Origin of the sequence: Pseudomonas sp. Leaf58 (assembly GCF_003627215.1) — a bacterium.
Taxonomy (GTDB): domain Bacteria; phylum Pseudomonadota; class Gammaproteobacteria; order Pseudomonadales; family Pseudomonadaceae; genus Aquipseudomonas.
This window is the reverse complement of sequence record NZ_CP032678.1, coordinates 14,844-35,069: the sequence shown is the minus strand read 5'-3', so window position 1 is coordinate 35,069 and position 20,226 is coordinate 14,844. Positions and strand designations below refer to the sequence as shown.

Here is a 20,226-nt window from a genome sequence, read left to right as displayed (position 1 = left end):
TGGGTTTCCTCTGCTTGGGCTCAGAATGGAGCGGGGTCTGTTGAAGGGTGGTTTTTGGGGGTGGTGACGGTTTCATCCAGCATGGCCAGAGTGCTTCCAAATTCAGCCCTGAACCGCCCAATGGGACTACTCAGATCCTGTTTGGGGAGGCCTTGGGTGCGAGCGGACTTCATGGCCAGTTGTTTCGCGGCCTCTGCCGCTTGATCCAGGCGTAGCGTCAGATCAGGATCCTGCAGGGCTTTGAATTGAATTTGCAGGGTAAAGCGACCAGCAGGAAACTCGTTGATCGACAGCGCAAAGGTGCCTTCGAAACGATCGCCCACAGGGATCTGGCCATCTTCGATGCAGTTAAAGCAAATGGCCGGGAACTCAACACCGGGATGATCTTCGAACTCAACCAGCATCTTCAGGTGCTTTTCCTGCAGCGGCCAGGGTGATTTACGGCGTTCATCGCGGATCAACCTGAATTTGGCATGGAATTCAGGCTCAGGGAAATGCTGCCCCCAAGGCCCCAGCTCTTCGATTTGCCGACAAAAATCCATGGTCATGTGTTGGGGACTGACGTCTTTGATATCGACATGCAGGCTGCCGATGATCTGCTCCTGGGTAAGCTCCTTGGCTACTTCGGCATCAAAGATTTGTGTGAACTGGGCAAGGTGCTTCAGTGGCACCGATACGCCGGCAGCCATTGCATGGCCCCCAAACTTACCAAGGATCTCCGGGTGCATCTTGTTGATCTTGTCGAGGATGTGCTTAAGGTGCACGCCAGGAACCGAACGGCAGCTCCCCTTGGCGTCCTTGCTCATCAGGATTTCTTCCTGAGCTGCGATTCTTTCAGCAGGGGCATTTGCGAGAATGAGCTGATTCAGTGCTTCCCGCTCCTCTGCCGCCGCCGCACTGTCGGTCATGCAGATGATGGGGCGGTTGATTTTCTCTTTGATGCGGGAGGCTACGATGCCCACCACGCCGGCATGCCAGGTCGGATTGTGCAAGACCACCCCCATGCGATCGAGGAGCTTGTGCTCATCAATCAGTACACCAGCATCGAAAACATGGTGCTGTTCGATGTCGCGTCGCTGAAGGTTCAGGTCATTCAGGCGAGAGGCGATTTCATGAGCCTTGGCTTCGTCCTTTTCCAGCAGGCACTGAATGCCCACGGTCATGTCATCCAGGCGACCTGCGGCATTAATCCGTGGGCCTACGGCAAACCCCATGTCAGAAGCTACAATCTTGGACGCATCGCGCTTACCGATCTGCAGCAGTGCCTTGATGCCCGGTCGCGCCAGGCCCTCCCTGATTCGGCGCAAGCCTGCGCTGATCAGTATGCGGTTGTTGCGATCCAGCGCCACGACATCCGCGACGGTGCCCAGCGCCACCAGGTCAAGCAGGGGGGCGATGTTTGGCACCTCTTTGCCCTGTTCGGCGAAAAACCCCTTGTCCCGCAGGTGTGCGCGCAAGGCCATGATGACGTAGAACATCACCCCGCAGCCGGCAATGCTTGGACTTGGGAAGTTGCAGAGTGGCTGGCTTGGGTTGATGATCACGTTGGCGTGTTCAGGCAGGCCCTTGTCGCTGGGCAGGTGATGGTCGGTGATCAGCAGGTCGCAGGGATGTCCTGGGATGACGGTACCATCCGGGCATACGGTATCTTCGCCCAGACGGCGTACCGCTTCGGCACCCTCGTGGCTGGCAATGCCGTTGTCGACCGTGACTATCAAATCCGGCGCCAGCTCGCCTGCCAGCTTGGCCACGGGTGGGGAAAGCCCATAACCATGCACCATTCGATCTGGAATGATGTACTTCACATCCTTGGCGCCCAGCAGCTGCAGGCCTTCTACGGCAATCGAGGTGCTAGTTGCGCCATCACAATCGAAGTCGCCCACAACCACGATGCGACTGCCACGGCGAATATGCTCTTCCAGCAGCTCCACCGCCTGCTGCATGTTGTGCATTTCGCTCGGATTGATGAGTCCTTTTAGCGGGTATTTCATTTCATCCATGCTCTGAATGCCCCGGTTCTGCAATATCCGGTTAATTAGAGGGTTCGGATGGATTTGAGCATCCGTTTGCGGCGGACGCTCCAAAATCGGCTTGATACCAAGGCTCATGGACGATAATTTCCTGTTCTCAATATATTCATTATTCAATATAACGAAGCCCCACCACAAGGGCGGGGCGACATTTGCCTCAGGCCTCGATCATGCCGACACGGCGTTCAGCGCACCGGTCGTGATGGTGGACTTCTCCGTGCTGGTGGCGGCCAGGGCGCGGAGGTAGTAGGTGGTCTTCAAGCCTTTGAGCCACGCCATCCGGTAGGTGAGGTTCAGTTTCTTGCCGGAAGCGCCGGCAATGTAGAGGTTGAGCGACTGCGCCTGATCAATCCACTTCTGACGGCGGCTTGCCGAGTCGACCAGCCAACGCGGTTCGACTTCAAAGGCGGTGCGGTAAAGCTCTTTCAGATCGTCCGGAACACGGTCGATGTTTTGCAGCGACCCGTCGTAGAACTTCAGATCGTGGATCATGGCATCGTCCCACAGCCCCCGCGCCTTGAGGTCGTTCACCAGGTAGGCGTTGATGAGGGTGAATTCGCCGGAGAGGTTGGATTTCACGTAGAGGTTCTGGTACGTCGGTTCGATGGACTGCGATACGCCGGTGATGTTGGCGATGGTCGCGGTCGGTGCGATGGCCATGATATTGGAGTTGCGAATGCCCTTCTTGACCATCTCGCGCACGGGCGCCCAGTCGAGGGTGAAGCTTTCATCCTGGTCGAGGTACCGGGCCCCGCGCTCCTCACGGAGCATGGCAATCGAGTCGATCGGGAGAATGCCTTGCGACCACAGCGAGCCTTCGAATGTTGGGTAGGAGCCGCGTTCCAGTGCCAGGTTGTGAGAGGCGATGATGGCAAAGTAGCTGATGGCCTCCATCGACTCATCAGCAAATTGCACGGCAGCCTCAGAGGCATAAGGACGCTTGAGCTTGTACAGGGCATCCTGGAAGCCCATGATGCCCAGGCCGACAGGGCGGTGCTTGAGGTTAGAGTTACTTGCTTGCGGCACCGAGTAGTAGTTGATGTCGATCACGTTGTCGAGCATGCGCACGGCGGTATTGATGGTGCGTTGCAGCTTGGCGGTGTCCAGCTTGCCATCAACGATGTGGTTCGGCAGGTTGATCGAGCCCAGGTTGCAGACCGCGATTTCGTCCTTGTTGGTGTTCAGAGTGATCTCGGTGCACAGGTTCGAGCTGTGTACCACGCCCACGTGTTGCTGCGGCGATCGGATGTTGCACGGATCCTTGAAGGTCAGCCACGGGTGACCAGTTTCAAACAGCATCGACAGCATTTTGCGCCACAGATCATTGGCTTTGATCGTGCGGTAGTGTGTGATCGTGCCGTGCTCGCCGGTCTGCTGCTCATACTCCTGATACCGTGCCTCGAATGCCTTGCCGGTCAGGTCATGCAGATCAGGCACATCCGAAGGACTGAACAATGTCCAGAAACCGTCTTCAATAACCCGTTTCATGAACAGGTCTGGAATCCAGTTCGCACTGTTCATGTCATGGGTGCGACGGCGATCGTCACCCGTGTTTTTGCGCAGCTCCAGAAATTCCTCAATGTCCAGGTGCCAGGTTTCCAGGTAGGCGCAGACAGCACCTTTGCGCTTGCCACCCTGGTTAACCGCCACCGCTGTGTCGTTGACGACCTTGAGGAACGGCACCACCCCTTGCGACTTGCCGTTGGTACCCTTGATGTACGAACCCAGGGATCTGACAGGCGTCCAGTCGTTGCCCAGGCCGCCCGCGAATTTTGAAAGCATGGCGTTGTCGTGGATCGCGTGGTAGATCCCCGACAGGTCATCCGGGACGGTGGTCAGGTAGCAGGAGGACAGCTGAGGGCGCAAGGTGCCGGCATTGAACAGGGTTGGCGTCGAGGCCATGTAGTCGAACGAAGACAGCAGCTCGTAGAACTCAGCGGCACGCACGGTTGGACTGTCTTCCTCCAGCGCCAGGCCCATGGCCACACGCATGAAGAACACCTGGGCGCGTTCGAAGCGCTGGTTCTCATGGTGCAGGAAGTAGCGGTCGTACAGGGTTTGGAAGCCCAGGTAGGTGAACTGCAGGTCGCCTTCAGGGCGGATCAGGTTACCCAGGAATTCGATGTTGAAACGACCGTCAATCAACCGTGGATCAAGGCGTTCGACTTTGACACCAAACTCCAGCGCGGCGGCGAGATCATCAGCGTAGCTGCTACCCTCCGGGATGCCCATGCACTGGCGGCTTTCAACCTCAAGCTCCATCCCCAGCAGGCGCGCCGCGACATAGGAGTACTCGGGCTCACGCTCGATCATGGTGCGGGTCGTCATGACCAGTGCCTTGAGCACATCACCCCACTCAGCATTTTCGAACAGGTTCTTGATGGCTTCCTTGGCCAGGTACTGCGCGGACACACCCGGCAGGTTTTGGCAGGCGCCGGCCAGATAGGCTTCCAGAATATCGGTGGTCAGGGTACCCGGATTGCCCTTGGCATCAACATAATTGATGGTCAGAACCGGCGACAGCTGGCGACGACGACTGCGTTCTTCTCGGTACAAGATATAAGCGCGGCAAGTTTCGTGTTCGCCCAGGGCCATCAACCCCTTCTCAACCAGATCCTGAATTTCTTCAACGCCAATGGTCGGGCGGTTTTCAGCGGCCTTTTGCACACCCTCGACAATACGGGTGGCGATGTCCTGCAGGCGTGAGGATTTTTTGAAGTCAGTGCCCAACGTGGCTTCGAAGGTGGCGGCCACGGCGTTGCGAATGCGCTCGCCATCAAAAGGCATTTTGATACCAGTGCGCTTGATTACAGCTGTCATGATCTTACCTGCTTAGATGCTGAGCCCCGGCTTTGCCGGGGCGGTTTCGAATGTGGTGGGGGTTCTGCTTACCCCATGCTTCACGCTAACACGTGCCTTGGGAGGGTTGTCAATTTACATCAAAACCGAGGTGGCGGGTAGCTTATTTGAGCCCTCTGAACATAACCCGGAAGGGCTTCCAGATGCCGACTCCTTGATCCTGGGCAGCCTTCTGGGCGTCCTCATCATCTGGTGCTCCAGTTCGGTGATGCCAAGGAAGCTCTCCTCGCGCCTGACCAACCCTTTTTCAATGAGTTGTACAGCCATGGAGTGGCCCTGCAGGTCGATGGCGGAACAAAATGGGATTACGTAATTGGCGTAATTGCCATAGCACCTGAGCTGGTAATTGCCATTGAGCAGGGTTTGACGGATATCAGCCCGCGCACTTTCGTCGAATTCGTCGTGGGACAATGCGATCCCACCCTCCTCGCCCGACTCGATGCCGGCAAGCTTTATGCGCAGGAGCAACGGCCTTCTCACGACGTAGGCGGTTGACATCTCATCGGCTTTCTTGCGCACAAGATCGGTGAACCTGGGGTCTGGCTCAACCCAGAAGGTCAGATCCTTGTCCGCCTCAATCACGGTGCCTTCGAATATGAATTCGTCTGCGAATGGCCGCCATGCTCCTCTGTCACTCGTAGCCATATTAGCGCAAACGATGGTTGGTAGCATTGCCGCCATGAGAAAACTGAGTACTTTCAGCATGATGTCTCCTCAGGCTATTATGGGTATATTGATAATAACAAAAACACAACCTTAACGGTTAAAGTGTTTATTGAAGGTTTTACGCGTATGTCTCAGAAACCGCCAGGTGTATTCACAGCCCCGCTTGATCTTGGCAACCTTGCCCGCTACACGAGCGAGCATTTTGAGCACGTGTTTGTTCCCCAGACGCGGATCGGCGACAGCCAGCTCATGATGATGCCTGGCCCTGTCGACGAGGCATTTCCTTCGACGATCAGGGAAAGCCTGACGCGTGGCATGGTGATGGGGCACTTGAACTTCAAGGGTGAGGTTAATACCCATCAGGCCTATATCTGCCTGTTCCGGGTGACTGATCGATTCGATCCCAGCAATCCCTGGCTTATGATTGACTCGATGATCCCCTCTAGGGATTTTGGGGTGACCCGGATAGTTGAGAAAACCATGCAATCGTGGCGCTTCGGCTTTCTCAAGGAAAAACGCCAGCTGTGGTATGACGCCTTCGGCGAATATGCTTTCATGAAGCTCGATCATGACGAAGCGGCGGTGCAATCATTGCTGGCGCTGAGTGACCATGCGTTCATGCGCCTTAAAAACGAATGGGGCAACCTGCGCGACACCTGGCATGAAATCCGGATGCTGCTGCGCCACAACATCGAGATGAAGTACGTTGACCTGCTTGTGGACGCCTATCGCGAAAACAAGGATTCAACGATGGATCGGCATCCGTTTCGGGTGTTGCGAAACATCACGCTGAGCAGCGATGTGGAGACCAATTACTTCCGCGCAACCGGTGTACTTGATCGCGTGCATATCGACATGGAAAACGTGATTGCGGACTACCTGGATGCGATTGTCGGCAAGAACGGTCATACCGCCATCAATTTCCACAAAGCCATCGCGGAGACATCCTCGGCACTCAAGGTCAAGCGGGCACTGGTGGAGACGAAGTTTCTGGAGATGATCAAAGGCGGGCGGGCGGATTTCAAGCACATTAGTGGGGAAGACTCGATCTCGCTGGGGAAGCTGCTGCGCAATGATCAGTCGCTGGCACGCGAGTTATCCATTCGCTCTGGGTTTCACAGTCCTGGTATTGTTCATGAGCACTATAACGGTGGTATTCGTCCAGACGGAAGGCCAATTGAGCTTAGCTGGGAACAAAATACGGCGATCTACAGTGCACTGATCCATAGAACGTCTGTCATCACTGGGGGGCCTGGCACGGGTAAAAGTACCACGGCCAATGCCCTCGTCATGCAGCTGAGGCATATTCATCCGCATGGGCGCATTTTGTTGGGCGCGCCAACTGGCAAAGCCGCTAAAAGGCTCGCGGAGCTTACTCGCCTGCCCTGCCAGACAATGCACCGCTTGCTGGGAATGGCGCCGAACACGGCGTCCATGCTGACCGGTTTTGGCGAACATGACACGCTGATTGTTGATGAGTCCACCATGTGCGACCAAACCCTGTTGGCCAACGCGTGCCGGCACATGAAGAACCGTGGCCGACTGATTCTCATGGGCGACAAGGATCAGCTGGAATCAGTGGATGCCGGCGCCGTGTTTCGCGACATTATCCAGTCGCGTCACTACCCGGTTTCGGAACTGACCGAAGTTCGTCGCCAGGGGCAAGCCAGCCTGATTGTCTCCGGGGCTTATGCTGTTCTGGAGGGGCGGATGCCGGAGTTTCGCGACAAGGGCGGCGATCTGCATCTGGTGAATGCCAACTCCCCGGCAGAAATTGCGCAGAAAGTTCGTGAACTCGTCGAATCCCTGATTCCCAAGGCTTATGGTATTCAGCGGGAAGATATCCAGATTCTGGCTTCCATGCGCAAAGGTCAGGCAGGCATCAATGAGCTGAACAGGCTGCTCAAGCCGGTGTTCAACCCCATGGCTGCTACGCAAAAGGCCAGAGGGCGGCGACTGGGCAACAATTTTTACCATGTGGGCGATCGTGTCATGCAGTTGAGAAACCGCTATGACAAGGACATCCAGAATGGGGAAACCGGCACCATCGTGGATTTCAACGAGCGCAAACAGGAGATTGTGCTGTCATTGGATGATCGCGAGGTGTGCCTGCCGTTTAGCAACTACCTGGACATGACCCACTCATGGGCATCCACGGTGCACAAGAGCCAGGGCTCAGAATACCCCTGCGTGATTTTCGTGCTGCCGGATGACCATTTGAACATGCTGACCAAGCGACTGATTTTCACGGCGATGACCCGTGGCAAGGAGCATGTGTTTTTTGTGGGCAACCCGAAAACCCTGCAGAAGGCACTGGAAAGCACCTGGGAAATGGAACGGCAGACCCATCTCTCGTTCTTCATGGCCGAGCAACACACCCACGGTCTGTCCAGTGAACGCTTCAAAGAACTGGTAACTCAGAAGCCACGCCTCAGGCCTCAAGCATCCAGCCGGGTCAGTGCTGCCGATATTGACGTACCGTTCTAGCGGTTAAGGAATAAATTGATGATTGACGGTGCGAGTCTCCCCTACTTTATCGGCCTAGCGCCCCTGCTCCTGCTGATTGAGCCGGGTATCGAGCTTTTGTTGGGCAGAAAGCGCGGGCAACGATTGTATAAACGCACTCGCCATCGGGGTATCGAATACCTTGAATCGCTAAGCTGGCAGGATTTCGAGCACGTGTGTGCCGGGTACTTTTCCAGACAGGGCTATCACGTGGAGCTTAAGGGCCTGGGTGGAGCGGATGGTGGGATGGATTTGGTGCTTCGTCGCCAAGGAAAGAAATACCTTGTGCAATGCAAGCACTGGAAAGGCCGCGTGGGCGTGGGCGTGGTCAGGGAGATGTATGGCGTGATGCACGCCGAGCACTTTCATGGCGTGTTCGTAGTGGGCCTCTCGGGTTTTACCAAAGAGGCCTGGAACTGGATTAAGGGCAAGCCCATTAGGCTGATGGATGGTCGATCTTTGGTCAGTTAGCTCTCCAGCTTGTCTTGCGCGGTCGATCCTTTGAACTGGCGCTGGCCGAGACAACAGTTGAAGGTTTCACGGTTTTCCTCAAGGCCTTCATCAGTTCGTCTTTGGTATCAAACAGTTCACGCCTCAGCGCTTGATTGGTGTCGTTGACGTCGAGGTAAAGCCAGGTGCTCCAGACTGCAGCCGCTACCGCGAATAACAGGCAGGGCAGCATGCGCTGCCAATCCAGCACGCCCGCCTGAATCGACCTGCCGAGAAAGAAACCTAGGAAAATCATCGCGTTGCACATGAGGACTATTGCAAGGCAGTGTGGCATTATTTTTTTATTCATTGCTCCCCCATTAAAAAAGCCGAACTGGGTTCGGCCTTTTTTCAATCAACCCGCTCAGATAACTCCGGTCATCGACAAGGTCAGCGCAATGGCTGCCCCCACCCCGGAGACCAGCACCACACCGAGCGTGAGCTTGGCCTGGCCGAGCTGTTTGACCAACGACTTGTTGGTTTCGGTCGCTTCGGCGTTCATGGAGCGCAGGTGATTGCAGTACTCACGACCTTGCACTTTCAGGTTCTCATGTGCCCCCCTGACTTCACTCAGCTTGCGCTCAAGCACCAGGTTGGCGTCCTGTAGCTGCACATTGCTCTCTTCCAGCGCGGCTCGTTCGTTGCGGCTGATGGTCAGGCGTTCCTGGAGAATCATGAACTCGGTCGAACCGTCCAGACGTTCTTCGACCACGTCACGCAAGCGTTGCTCCAGCGCCCGAATCTGCTCCTTGTCGCCTGCGGTCGACAGCGTCAGTGCTTCCAGCTGGTTGCGCAGGGCCAGGCCTTCCTGCTGCTCCCGGATCAATTGCTCATTCAGGGACAGCAGCTGGTTGTTCAGCTCCACTTCTGCCAGGTTGACCTTCTGCAGGCGGTCTTCCAGACCACGAACCACGCTCGCTTCGACATACATGCCGCTGGCAATCTGCGCTTTGATATCGCTCAGGGCGTTTTCCGCGACGTTACGAAGCTCGGTGATCTGGTGCACCTCGGCACTGATTGCTTCACGCTGCTGCTGCAGAGCAACGTCACGTTCGCGGCCAATGCGCTCCACTTCTTGGGCAACGCGCAGATCAGCCTGGCGCTCGATGCGATCTTGGCTTTCAGCCGTTTCGCGGCGCATTTCGTTGATGCGCTGAACGACTTCCTGGGAAAGTCGCTCATTGTCGCTGCGGACACCGTCGAGCTCTTGTTGGCGTTTGGTCAGGTCGCGCACCAAGCCCTGCTGGCGTTCGGTCAGATCTCGCACCCGTGCATCATGCTCGCGGGACATGGCGCTGATGCGATCGGTCAGCGCTTTTTCTTTGGCGGCATGGAATTCGCCAATGTCGATCGGAGCGCGCCCCAAAATATCGGTGGCATCGCTGACCAGCGCATTGATTTCACGGAAATCGTTTTCGGAAATCTGGTATTTTTTCTTGTAGACCGCAGCGGTCAATTTCTCGCGGAATTCGTCCCAGGACATGCCCAGGCCATCTTCGGCCTCTGCGGTGGTGATCAGCGATTTGAGGTTTTTGTGACCGAGCTGATAGGCTGAGCTGGTCAGGGTGGTCGGAGGCTCATCGACCAGCAGCGCCTCGGAAACATCCAGGCCTGCGACCATCAGGATTTGCTGTACAGCCATGCTCCAGCTGAAGGTAGGCATGGACAACAGGCGGCGGGCACCATCCAGATCAACGTGAGCCTGAGTGGTTTTTCGCTTTTCAGTGAAGCTGTGAACGACTGCCGTATTATTAGAGTTATCCATTACTGTGCTCCGGTGACACTGTGATAAATACTGCAATAGGTATATAATGAATTGGCGAAACTGTCAATATAGGTAATACTCGAATGAGTGGCGATCAACCCCGGCTGCAGGACACCCTTAAGCGCTATTTTGGATTTGATGGCCTGCGCCCAGGCCAGGTGCCGATCATTGATTCGATCATGCGAGGTGAGGACAGCCTCTCCATCCTGAAGACCTCCGGTGGCAAAAGCTTATGCTTCCAGCTTCCGACCCTGCACCGAGCAGGCACCACGTTGGTTGTCAGTCCGCTGATCTCCCTAATGAAAGATCAGGTTGATGCCCTGGAGCGCCTGGGTATCAGCGCAGCGTTCGTCAACTCTGATCTTTCAGGGGACGAAATTCGCCAGCGTTACAATCGCCTCTCGACAGGCGGATACAAGTTGTTCTATGTGTCCCCTGAGCGCTTCCAGGATGAAAACTTCTTGGCCGCATTGTGCGCAACCAACCTTCAAATGGTCACCGTGGATGAGGCGCACTGTGCGTCTCAATGGGGGCATGCCTTCAGGCCGGATTATTCGCGCCTTGGCCACGCGATCGACGCGGTTGAGCTGAGAATTGGCCGCCCGATCCAGCGGATCGCCGTTACGGCCACGGCAACCGAAAAAGTTCAGACGGACATTGTCAACCTGCTTGGTTTGCGCAATGCCCAGGTGCATTTGCAGGATTTTGACCGGGACAATCTGGTCTATGCCGTGGTGAATGCCAACAAGGATCGCAGCCAGGACATTGAAAATACCCTTCGGGAAAATCCTGGTGTCTGCGTCATCGTTTACTGTGTGACGGTCAAGGAGGTTGAGCGCATCTATCACCACCTGCTGACCGCAGGGTTGAAAGTGGGACGCTACCACGGGAAGCTGGAGAGCGAGGAAAAGAATCGTGTACAGGAGGCCTTCCTGGCCGATGATATTCAGGTGATGGTGGCGACCTCTGCGTTTGGTATGGGTGTAGACAAGCCCAATGTGCGCCTGGTTATCCACGCTCAAATGCCTGGATCACTCGAAGCTTTTGTTCAGGAGGCTGGGCGCGCTGGACGTGACGGTCTGCCAGCCAGGGCTATTCTGTTCTACAACGCGGGTGATCGTGGCATCCACCAATTCTTCATTGGCATGGCCTCGCCCGAACCCAAGGCCATTCGGGCAATCAAGGACATCATTTATCGCACGCTGAGCTCTGGCCCTGAGGAGCTTAACGTGGGGTGGCTGGCAACCATTTGCCGCGAAGCAATTACCCCGGCACAAGTCTCAGCTGTGCTGAATCTGCTGGTCGGCCAAGGGGAACTGACGCGGCGTGAAACCGTTTACTCCCTGGGCGAATGGAAGCCGGGTGAGGATTACCTGTGGGTGGATGAAATCCGGCGCAATAACTGGCAAAAGGTTAATGCCATGCAGGCGTGGTGCGAGACCAGCTTGTGCCGGCGCTGGTCAGTGCTTAAATACTTTGGCCGCCGTGAGGCTCATGTCCGGTGTGGAAAATGCGACACCTGTATGGCAGAAGCCTTTTCCAAAGACCAGGTCAAAGGCGCGCATCGCTACATTCGCCCCATCACCCTGATCAACCTGGCCCAGTCCCTTGATCGACTTGCGAAGGCGGGCACAGTGCACTGGAAGCAGGTGCTGCTTGGCATGACGCCTACGGCTGCACTGAGCAATCTTGAGGTGGAGGTTGCAGGGCGATTTACCAACTACGCTGTAGGCGATCTTGAGCGGTGGCGCGATTTACTGATCAAGGAATCGCTCATTGATGCGAGTCATGGCATCACCAGTCGGGGTGAAGCTTGGATCAGTGGCAAAGTGACCCTGTCGCTTCATGACTCTGACCAAACTCCGGAGGCTGTGAAACAGGAAGTGTCAGCCAGTGTGCTGACAGCGCTCAAGCGCTGGCGCAAGCACACGGCCTACCAGGAGGACATTTCTGAATCAGAAATCGCCACCGAGGCCAAGCTTCTGAAGCTCGCACGTTTGACAGATCACAGCACAGCTTCGTTGGTAGAGGCTGGTTTTACGACACTGTGGATCAAGAAATTCGGCAAGGGCGTGGAAGATCTGTTCGTTCAGCTAGCGAAAGCCAAAGAGGTCAGCGAGCCGTCGATTTGACCGAGGAGGGGTTGCCCCCTCCCCCTAAACCTTCTGCAACAACTGCGCTTGGCCAATCGAGCAAAAGTGATCCACGCCCACAGGGCTCTTCAGCCGAACCGGCATTTGCTCGGACATCGGATCAAGCCCCAGCAACAACCAGGACTCGCCATCAGGATCGATGACATCGTCGCCGGGAAGGATATGGGTGGGCAGGCCAAGCAATTCGACTTTGCTCCTCCACAGCTCATCCCAGTATTGTTTCCCTGAGTCAGCGTACACACTGAGGCGCCAATGTAGGCACTGGCCCTCAATTGTGGCCATCCCCCTGGGGATTTCAACCCCGTGACGCTCAGCAAGCTCGCAGAGCGCCTGCTGAGCCTCTTCGTAGAACAGCCCCAGCCTGTTTTGATTGCGCCGATCCTTGCTCATCAGTAGGATCCTGCCGGCTGATGACGATCTGTGATGTCATGGTAACTGTCCATGAAGTCGGCGTAGCGCGATTTCCAGTACGTTTGCGCCTGGCCACCGTTCAGGCATACAGTGAACTTGAGCCCGGTAGCCACTTGAAACCGCAGGCGCTGGGTTTGACTCAGCTCCACGAAGGGCGCCTGGCTGCCCATGCCAATCCTGCACACCTGCACGGGGATGTTATCAGGGCCAATGGGGGCGTAGCCTTGAGCCAGCAGGGTGCGGCTAATGCCAGGGATTCTTGCCTTGCCCTTGAGTGGGTCATACACCTGATAGCCATAGCCCTCATCAACACTGATGGGACTTGTGACGTTAACAGCCATGGCCCTTTCCAGGTCGACCAAGGAATCTTGTTGATAGATGACCTGGCTGGCACCTGGTGCTCGTGTGCCATGCTTCCAGTCAAAACCACGGGCCGGTTCCAACCAACGAAGCATGTTCATGCCGACTTCGGGCCAGGTGGCATACTGATCCTGCTTTTCATCTTCCGACCACACGCGAAACGCCGTACGTGCTGATTCCGGCGACTCAATCACCCGCTCCTGCACACTCAGGGCCGCCTGCTCGTTACCAGGGTCTGCAGCCAAGGCATGCACGTCAGAACGGACAAAGGGATTGACCAGAAACTGCGGCACTTGCAGCTCAGGCATCTGCAGCGATTCAATATCCGCAAAAGCCGATGAGGAGGCTGCCAGCAATGAAGCCAGGAGGATGGTTTTTTTCATGGGAACTCCAATCATTTTTTTTATATGGCGCCCTTGGCCGCCACCTGAAGAATTGGCTCAACGCCCAGTTTATACAAAATCAGGCCAGACAGGGTGAGAAAACCTGCCGCAAGCAACATCAAAATGGGCGTGGTGGCTTTCACCCGTTGTCCGTAAATAGTCCTGTATTGGTCTGACAGCGCCTTCAAGGATTTCCCTGCCTGTTCGCGGTCTTGCACCGAGGCAAGCGATGCACGGTCGGTGGGGTGCAGGTAGCGCATGGCTTCTGCCCAGTTCCGACCTCGCCTGACTGCCTCAACGGCGCTGTTGAGGTCATCCCTCATCAAACCCTTGGGCGTACCTTCAGCCGAAAGGCTCAGGCTTTGCTCCATTGGCACGCCACTGGACACCAGCAGGCTCAGGCCGTACAGGGTGATGTAGTTATTGCGCGACAGCACCAGGTCTTTGTAAAAGGGAATTTTGACTACAATCTTGTCAGACTCGGAGGGCAGCACCAGCCGCCCAAAGGTTCCGAGAATCAGCAGCAGCACAAAGCCCAGGCCAAAGACCCCCATAAGCACCACTGAAAAATCCATGAGCCTCAAGGCTCCCGAGGTATCTACGGCGTCGCCGGCCATTTTGATCAGCTCGGACTCCAGGATCTTGGGCGCAAAGTAGTATTTGGTGGTAAAGATGACCAGGGCCGCGAAGAGAAAGCCAATAATGGAAAACCACATGGCCCAGACGTTGTTACGCTTGACCTGATCAATTTCCATTTCAAAGGCAGCCGCGTGAAGCAGGGCTTTGCCAGTATTACCAGCTTTCGACCCGGCTTTCACCAGGGCAATCATTTGCCGGGGGAAATTGGGCTCGCCAATATGCTCCATGGCAGTTGGAATATCATCGCCTTGCTCGACATATTTCAGCATGCGTCCGGCGATTGACTTGATGGCGCCTTTGAAGGTGCGCTCAATCAGGTTCAGCGCCGCCGAGGCCCCCATGCGGCATTCCAACATGGTGCCCAACCGCTGAAGGAGTATCTGCCTTTCATCCTGAGTGAGCCCAACCTTGATTAGCGAAAACGAGCGCTTTTTCTTGACGGATAGCACACGGCCACGCCGTCGAACCTTGTTTTCTGCCTCTTTGGCATTTTCAGCATAGACCTCGGTCTCCACCACCTTGCGTTTTACCGGATCTTCGTACACCACGGCCCAAGCGTTCATTTCCCACCCCGATGCTGATTGATCATGTCCTGCGCCTCGGCACCGAAGACGCGAACAAACTCGGTTTCGTCGGTCATGCCTGCCTTGTACTTGTCGTAGGCATCTTCCAGCATGGTTTTCCACCTCACATCATTGCTGGTCAGCAATTCATTGACGTCTTTCATGCCTGGGAAATAACTGCACTCAGAGACAATGCTGCGGCCCGCGTAGCGGCGTCCACCACAGTGGGCACAGATGCGTGGCTTCAGTCTTGGCCATGACACACCGGACACAGGGTGCGTACCAGGCGCTGAACCATGATTGCGCGCAAGATGTACTTGAGTTCGTGTGGATCAATACCCAGGTCTTTCAAACGCTGAATAGAGGCCTGGATGGAGCCTGTGTGCAGCGTGGCAAACACCAGGTGCCCTGTTTCTGCAGCCTTGATCGCAATGCGCGCCGTATCCTCGTCGCGCACCTCCCCGACAATGATGACGTCCGGGTCGGCGCGCATGAAGCTGCGCAGCGCACGGGGGAAGTTCAGTCCGACCGCTTCGTTGATATTGACCTGGGTGGTGTAGGGAGTGTTGTATTCAACCGGATCCTCAACGGTGTAGATAGCTTGCCCGAATCGATCCAAGTGGCGATTGGTCGCGTTGAGCGTGGTGGTTTTTCCCGAACCGGTAGGGCCGCAAATCAGGCATAGTCCATCCGATCGACTGATCCCCTTTTTCCACTGCTCAATCGCTGAAATGCCCAGCGTATCAAGATTGAACTGAACACGCTCCTGGTCAAGAATTCGGATAACGATCTTTTCACCAAAAACCCCTGGCACAGACTCAACCCGCAGATCGATCATTCGACCGTTGTACTCGATGGAGAATCCACCGCCCTGCGGAATTCTTCGTTCGGCCAAGTCCATCTTGGAGCGGTCTTTAATTTTTGCAGCAAGCACCAGGTACTCATCCAGATCACTGACGTGGACAAGTGTTCGCACCCCGAGGTAGCGCATCAGGACGCTGTAGGTATTGCGCTGAGGTTCGATATGGATGTCGGAAGCCCCGTTCAGGATGGCTTCCCTGAGCAGCAGTTCAAGAATCGAAGAATCGCTGTCGTGAATGATGCGCAGCTTTTCAACATAACCACGCACCCGGTCAACCGAGGCGGGGATGAAGACGATTTTTTGGTTGGGAAAATACTTGACCAGCAGGTTTTTAGCTTGCGGCGTGGGGCAAAGGCACGCTACGTAAATGCACTCAATGGTCTCCGCCGCCAGCATGATCTTGTTGTTTATCAGCAGATCCAGGGGGACATGCGGCAAGATCAACTCTTCATCAACCAGGGAATCCGGGTTGATCGACAATAGGGCGCTGGTCAGGTCGCTTTGACGCAAAAACCCATCGTTGACCAGAATGGTGCCAATGGATTCATTGGTGACCGCACTTTGCATCTTGGCGGCAGTGATCTTCTGAACGTTGGCGAGATTTCGCTCCAGAAGAACCCTCTCCAGCAGACGCTCTTTAGGCGTCATCTCGATCGCACGGGCTTTTAGCAAACTCATGGGCTGCAGCTCCAGGAGGCCGTCGTCCTCCCACTCAAGTTCTTATTATCATTGATGGTTACCTGGCCAGCGGTTGAATCCTCAAACAGGTAGCCGTCCCAGCATACCTGGCCGCCAATCTGCGCCACTGAACCTGCAACGCCAAGTCCGCCTTTGTCGGAAACACCGACTGCTGGAGCTGTGCCGCCATTAAACCATTGCTGGCCATTATCCATGATCAGTTCACCGCCGTCACGTAAAACCGCCCCGTAGGCAACGGCCCCTGCTGCACTGGCGGTACCGGACTGGATGTCTGCCCTGCCCTTGACATCCAGGAAGGTTGTGGCCTGGCCCTGCAATACCAAGTTCGAACCAATACTCGTGAAAATCGAGTCGGAGGCAACCCTGATCGCTTGCGAATATCCCGAACCAAAGGTCAGTGCCGATCCCGCTGCAACAAACCGACTGGCCTGGTCGATCCAAATGCCGTACAGCGAATTGCCCGAGGTCAGGCTCAAGGTGCCGGCACTGGTCTTCCACTGGGAGGTGGTCAGCGTAAGCGGGCCTTGGCTTGAAGTGCCATAGTTGAGCGAAAGTGCGCCTGACTGGTACACCTCACTTGCGTCAAGGGAGATCGGCCCGTCCACGGCATTGACATCAACAAACGAAAGACGACTGGAAACCGCTGTGATGCCCATAATGGTCGATCCAGAGAACGCCGCGCTGGCATTGTCGAGGTGGAGATTGCCATCCAGGGTGACATTTTGCAGCGTGAGGCTGGCGTTTTTCACCGCAAGGGTCTGCGCGCCATTTATGATGACGCCTTCAGCAGGGCCTGCAATAACCAGGTGGCTTTGTACACCCCCGGTTTTTGTCCCCAAAACAATGCTTTGGGTCAACTGATAGCCACCTGTTCGGGCTGGAAGATTGAGGGTCAGCCGCGCAGGGGGATTCGAGAGGTAGGGGGCGAGGGCATCGTTGATGCTGTCATAGGCGCTGGCGTCAATGAACTGATTGCTCGAACGATTGACCGCCTCTGCACTGCTCAATGTACCGCCATTGGCACCAAAAATCGGAATGACTTTGGCTCTGATGCCGGCAACAGTATGCTGTCCAGTGACTTGGTCATAACGAATATCAGCGCAGGAAAGCCGATCGACCGCTTCAAATGGCGAGATGATGAATGCGGCAATGCTGGTAGATCCTCGCTCCATAGCCGAAATGGCTGAAGATCTGGTCACATAGGCTTGCGTGCCAACCGTAACGGTCTGCACGGTATAGCTCAGACCTGGTTCAAGGGTGATGTCCTGGGTGTCGCCAATTCCGTCAAGATCCGCACGCCCCAGTGCGCAATACAAAGGATTGTAGCCCCGTGCGTTTACCTTGGGCCCGGTTACGGCGCTTGGGAGGCCCTGGCCAATCACCACACCATTGACGTCGGTCAGCGCCGCTCCTAGTGGTGCAACAAACTCGCCGTTGGGGCCCGCCTGCACCAGCAGACTCGAAAGACTGGCCTCCCAAAGCATCTCTACTTGACGCTCCTGGCGAGCCACCTCAAGGTCATTGAGCACGGAATACATCCCGGAAAGCGATTGCGCGGCAACGGCTAGCATCGCAATCAAGATCAAGCCCAGAATAAACATCACGAGCATGGTAATAACCCTTTATCGAGAAAACTTGAAAGTCAGGACAACGGGCACCGGTTCAGGCCCATCAAGGGCTGGGGCCCAGGAAGGAGAAATGCCGCCCTCGTACCCACATTGATCAGAAAGTCCGTACTGCGTGGGAAAGCGAGTACTAATGCTTTTGAGCGCCGCCAACCCACTGCCTGAGACTTCGCCTGCAAAGCACCATCCGCTGAACGCGGAGGTCAGCCGGCTGAGTGTCAAGCCATCAGGCACCACGAGTGGCAGTGCCAGTTCAGATGACAATTGTTCAGGGGTACTGGGGTTTCGGCCATACAGTAGGCGGTACTTGCTCCAGGCGGCGGACAGGGCCATATTTTGCACTGACCAATGCTCAACCTTCTCACGGGCATCATGGACTTCTGGATTGGTGTAGGAAATACCACTCACCAGCATGTAGCTCATGAGCACAATAGCCATGATGACAACGATCAGGTGTACCATCAGAACCCCCTGCGGGCGACGACCTTGGTCAGTACCTTCTGCATGATCTTGGTGAGGTTGCAGACGGACAGTACCAGTGCCAGCACTGCCGTAGCCCCCCAAATGGCAGCCGAGGTGTAACTGCCCTGCACGCCGTAATAAAGGGCCAGGGCCAGGCAGATGACGGGCGCGATGCGGTCAAACCAGACGATCACGGGGTGCTTTGTGAGTTTGATGAGCTGTGCTGGGTGCATGAGCAATGCCTTTCTGTTGTATGCCCAGATAACGGGCTGGATGCGTCAATATATCATGAAATCGAAATACCTTTATCACCCGTCCATGGAAACCCTAAGCAAAAAACCCGCCGTAGCGGGTTCTTTGCAAAGCCGGGTGAATTACAGGCGGTACCAGACGGTGTTGGCGTCGGCGCCGGTCACGCAGCCGAAGGTGCCGGTGCTGTTGGCGGCCTGGTCGGCGATGATGGTGCAGACTTCTTCCGGAATAGCGTCGCTGGTGTCGTAGATCACCTTCGCGGTCACGCCAGTGGCCTCAGGAACAGTGGCCGACAGGTTGTCGGAGATGCGGTAGGCGTTGCCTTTTGGCGGGGTCGGCACGCTGGACAGGTACTTCTGGGTGACCAGCTTGGTCAGCTCGGTGCTGACAGCGGTGGCGCCCGAGGCGGTTTCATCGGCTGCGCTCAGCGAAGCGCCAGCGTTGTCGTTCTTGTACAGCACGTGGGCGCCGTTGATCTGCTGACCCTGGTTGATGAAGGTCGAAGCGATGGCACGCGCCGAGCCGTTGGACAGGCCATCACCGCCGTAGAACAGGGTGGATACGGCGAGGTAGACGGTCAGTGCGATGGCGATGATGGCGATAATCAGTGCAAACATGGGGAGGCCCTTTATTGTTATTGTTATTAGGTCGTTTGCGGCGACAATCGTATAGTAACACGAAGTCGCGTTATGTAAATATTGACATCAAACTTGTTTGCATTGGGTTTTTAGGATTTTTATATCGTCAATTCCTGTTATTGAGAAATATTCAGGACGAAGAAAAACCCGCCTGAGCGGGTTTCTCTTTGCTTGGTGTTACAGGCGGTACCAGACGGTGTTGGCGTCGGCGCCGGTCACGCAGCCGAAGGTGCCGGTGCTGTTGGCGGCCTGGTCGGCGATGATGGTGCAGACTTCTTCCGGAATAGCGTCGCTGGTGTCGTAGATCACCTTCGCGGTCACGCCAGTGGCCTCAGGAACAGTGGCCGACAGGTTGTCGGAGATGCGGTAGGCGTTGCCTTTTGGCGGGGTCGGCACGCTGGACAGGTACTTCTGGGTGACCAGCTTGGTCAGCTCGGTGCTGACAGCGGTGGCGCCCGAGGCGGTTTCATCGGCTGCGCTCAGCGAAGCGCCAGCGTTGTCGTTCTTGTACAGCACGTGGGCGCCGTTGATCTGCTGACCCTGGTTGATGAAGGTCGAAGCGATGGCACGCGCCGAGCCGTTGGACAGGCCATCACCGCCGTAGAACAGGGTGGATACGGCGAGGTAGACGGTCAGTGCGATGGCGATGATGGCGATAATCAGTGCAAACATGGGGGCAAAACCTCTTTCTTGTTGTTTTTATTTGGTTTTCGTCTCTGAATGTCATCATCTTATCAAGATTCTCCTTTACATCAATATTGACAGTGGTTTTGTTTGCGATATACAGCAGGTAATTTTTGGTCATCCTGCTGCAAGCTCCCCCTGCTGACACAAAAAAGCCCTCATTCGAGGGCTTTGTCCGCTT

At 55.8% G+C, this 20,226-nt stretch carries 17 protein-coding genes and 1 pseudogene; 3 read left to right on the top strand and 15 right to left on the bottom strand.

All coding sequences use genetic code 11. The features are described from left to right. Positions 1 to 20: 20 nt before the first annotated feature. From DV532_RS25355 to DV532_RS25345, 3 genes and pseudogenes are all read right to left on the bottom strand, one after another. Entirely contained in the window at positions 21 to 2,108 is a 2,088-nt protein-coding gene (locus DV532_RS25355) for a DHH family phosphoesterase (protein WP_082476867.1), read from the bottom strand. Between the two features lie 93 nt (positions 2,109 to 2,201). After that, positions 2,202 to 4,850 (bottom strand): annotated as a pseudogene (locus DV532_RS25350) (ribonucleoside-diphosphate reductase subunit alpha); the annotation flags it as partial. 114 nt (positions 4,851 to 4,964) lie between these two features. Further along, a complete protein-coding gene (locus DV532_RS25345) occupies positions 4,965 to 5,594 on the bottom strand; it encodes a hypothetical protein (protein ID WP_120715398.1) in 630 nt (209 codons plus the stop codon). An 87-nt stretch (positions 5,595 to 5,681) separates the two neighbouring features. Between DV532_RS25345 and DV532_RS25340 the strand changes: the two genes are divergently transcribed. Both DV532_RS25340 and DV532_RS25335 read left to right on the top strand, forming a co-directional pair. Then, complete coding sequence (locus DV532_RS25340) at positions 5,682 to 8,042, top strand: ATP-dependent RecD-like DNA helicase (RefSeq protein ID WP_056800032.1); 2,361 nt, start codon at positions 5,682 to 5,684, stop codon at positions 8,040 to 8,042. 18 nt (positions 8,043 to 8,060) lie between these two features. Then, positions 8,061 to 8,531, top strand: coding sequence for a restriction endonuclease (locus DV532_RS25335; protein ID WP_056800036.1), 471 nt, complete (start codon positions 8,061 to 8,063; stop codon positions 8,529 to 8,531). On the opposite strand, the gene DV532_RS25330 is transcribed toward DV532_RS25335, so the two are convergent. Next, the gene (locus DV532_RS25330; RefSeq protein WP_156675984.1) at positions 8,524 to 8,904 is read right to left on the bottom strand and encodes a hypothetical protein; all 381 of its coding nucleotides are present in this window, start codon (positions 8,902 to 8,904) and stop codon (positions 8,524 to 8,526) included. The two genes, DV532_RS25335 and DV532_RS25330, sit on opposite strands and share 8 nt — an antisense overlap. A gap of 9 nt (positions 8,905 to 8,913) precedes the next feature. Beyond that, a complete protein-coding gene (locus DV532_RS25325) occupies positions 8,914 to 10,314 on the bottom strand; it encodes a hypothetical protein (protein WP_056800041.1) in 1,401 nt (466 codons plus the stop codon). An 83-nt stretch (positions 10,315 to 10,397) separates the two neighbouring features. On the opposite strand from DV532_RS25325, the gene DV532_RS25320 reads away from it, so the two are divergent. Beyond that, positions 10,398 to 12,446: an ATP-dependent DNA helicase RecQ gene (locus DV532_RS25320; RefSeq protein ID WP_056800043.1), complete on the top strand. Its 2,049-nt coding sequence runs from the start codon at positions 10,398 to 10,400 to the stop codon at positions 12,444 to 12,446. 24 nt (positions 12,447 to 12,470) lie between these two features. Here the strand turns inward: DV532_RS25320 and DV532_RS25315 are convergent, their stop codons facing one another. The 10 genes from DV532_RS25315 to DV532_RS25275 form a co-directional block, all read right to left on the bottom strand. After that, complete coding sequence (locus DV532_RS25315) at positions 12,471 to 12,857, bottom strand: hypothetical protein (RefSeq protein ID WP_056800046.1); 387 nt, start codon at positions 12,855 to 12,857, stop codon at positions 12,471 to 12,473. Next, positions 12,857 to 13,621: a hypothetical protein gene (locus tag DV532_RS25310; RefSeq protein ID WP_056800049.1), complete on the bottom strand. Its 765-nt coding sequence runs from the start codon at positions 13,619 to 13,621 to the stop codon at positions 12,857 to 12,859. The genes DV532_RS25315 and DV532_RS25310 overlap by 1 nt, the downstream gene beginning before the upstream one ends. Positions 13,622 to 13,641: 20 nt before the next feature. Continuing rightward, the gene (locus DV532_RS25305) at positions 13,642 to 14,823 is read right to left on the bottom strand and encodes a type II secretion system F family protein (protein ID WP_056800052.1); all 1,182 of its coding nucleotides are present in this window, start codon (positions 14,821 to 14,823) and stop codon (positions 13,642 to 13,644) included. Continuing rightward, complete coding sequence (locus DV532_RS31010) at positions 14,820 to 14,987, bottom strand: hypothetical protein (RefSeq protein WP_256659162.1); 168 nt, start codon at positions 14,985 to 14,987, stop codon at positions 14,820 to 14,822. Before DV532_RS31010 ends, DV532_RS25305 begins: the two co-directional genes overlap by 4 nt. A gap of 80 nt (positions 14,988 to 15,067) precedes the next feature. Continuing rightward, positions 15,068 to 16,363: a GspE/PulE family protein gene (locus DV532_RS25300; RefSeq protein ID WP_256659161.1), complete on the bottom strand. Its 1,296-nt coding sequence runs from the start codon at positions 16,361 to 16,363 to the stop codon at positions 15,068 to 15,070. Then, positions 16,360 to 17,994 carry a hypothetical protein gene (locus DV532_RS25295; protein ID WP_056800055.1) on the bottom strand — a complete coding sequence of 545 codons (1,635 nt, stop codon included), beginning with the start codon at positions 17,992 to 17,994 and terminating at the stop codon, positions 16,360 to 16,362. The genes DV532_RS25300 and DV532_RS25295 overlap by 4 nt, the downstream gene beginning before the upstream one ends. 12 nt (positions 17,995 to 18,006) lie before the next feature. Further along, positions 18,007 to 18,471 (bottom strand): hypothetical protein, encoded by a 465-nt coding sequence (locus DV532_RS25290; RefSeq protein ID WP_056800057.1) that lies wholly within the window; start codon positions 18,469 to 18,471, stop codon positions 18,007 to 18,009. Beyond that, on the bottom strand, positions 18,471 to 18,704 hold the full coding sequence (locus DV532_RS25285) for a hypothetical protein (protein ID WP_056800060.1): 234 nt from the start codon (positions 18,702 to 18,704) through the stop codon (positions 18,471 to 18,473). Before DV532_RS25285 ends, DV532_RS25290 begins: the two co-directional genes overlap by 1 nt. Positions 18,705 to 18,845: 141 nt before the next feature. Continuing rightward, positions 18,846 to 19,340: a hypothetical protein gene (locus DV532_RS25280; protein ID WP_082476951.1), complete on the bottom strand. Its 495-nt coding sequence runs from the start codon at positions 19,338 to 19,340 to the stop codon at positions 18,846 to 18,848. Between the two features lie 198 nt (positions 19,341 to 19,538). Then, positions 19,539 to 20,033 (bottom strand): hypothetical protein, encoded by a 495-nt coding sequence (locus DV532_RS25275; RefSeq protein ID WP_082476951.1) that lies wholly within the window; start codon positions 20,031 to 20,033, stop codon positions 19,539 to 19,541. Positions 20,034 to 20,226: the final 193 nt, after the last annotated feature.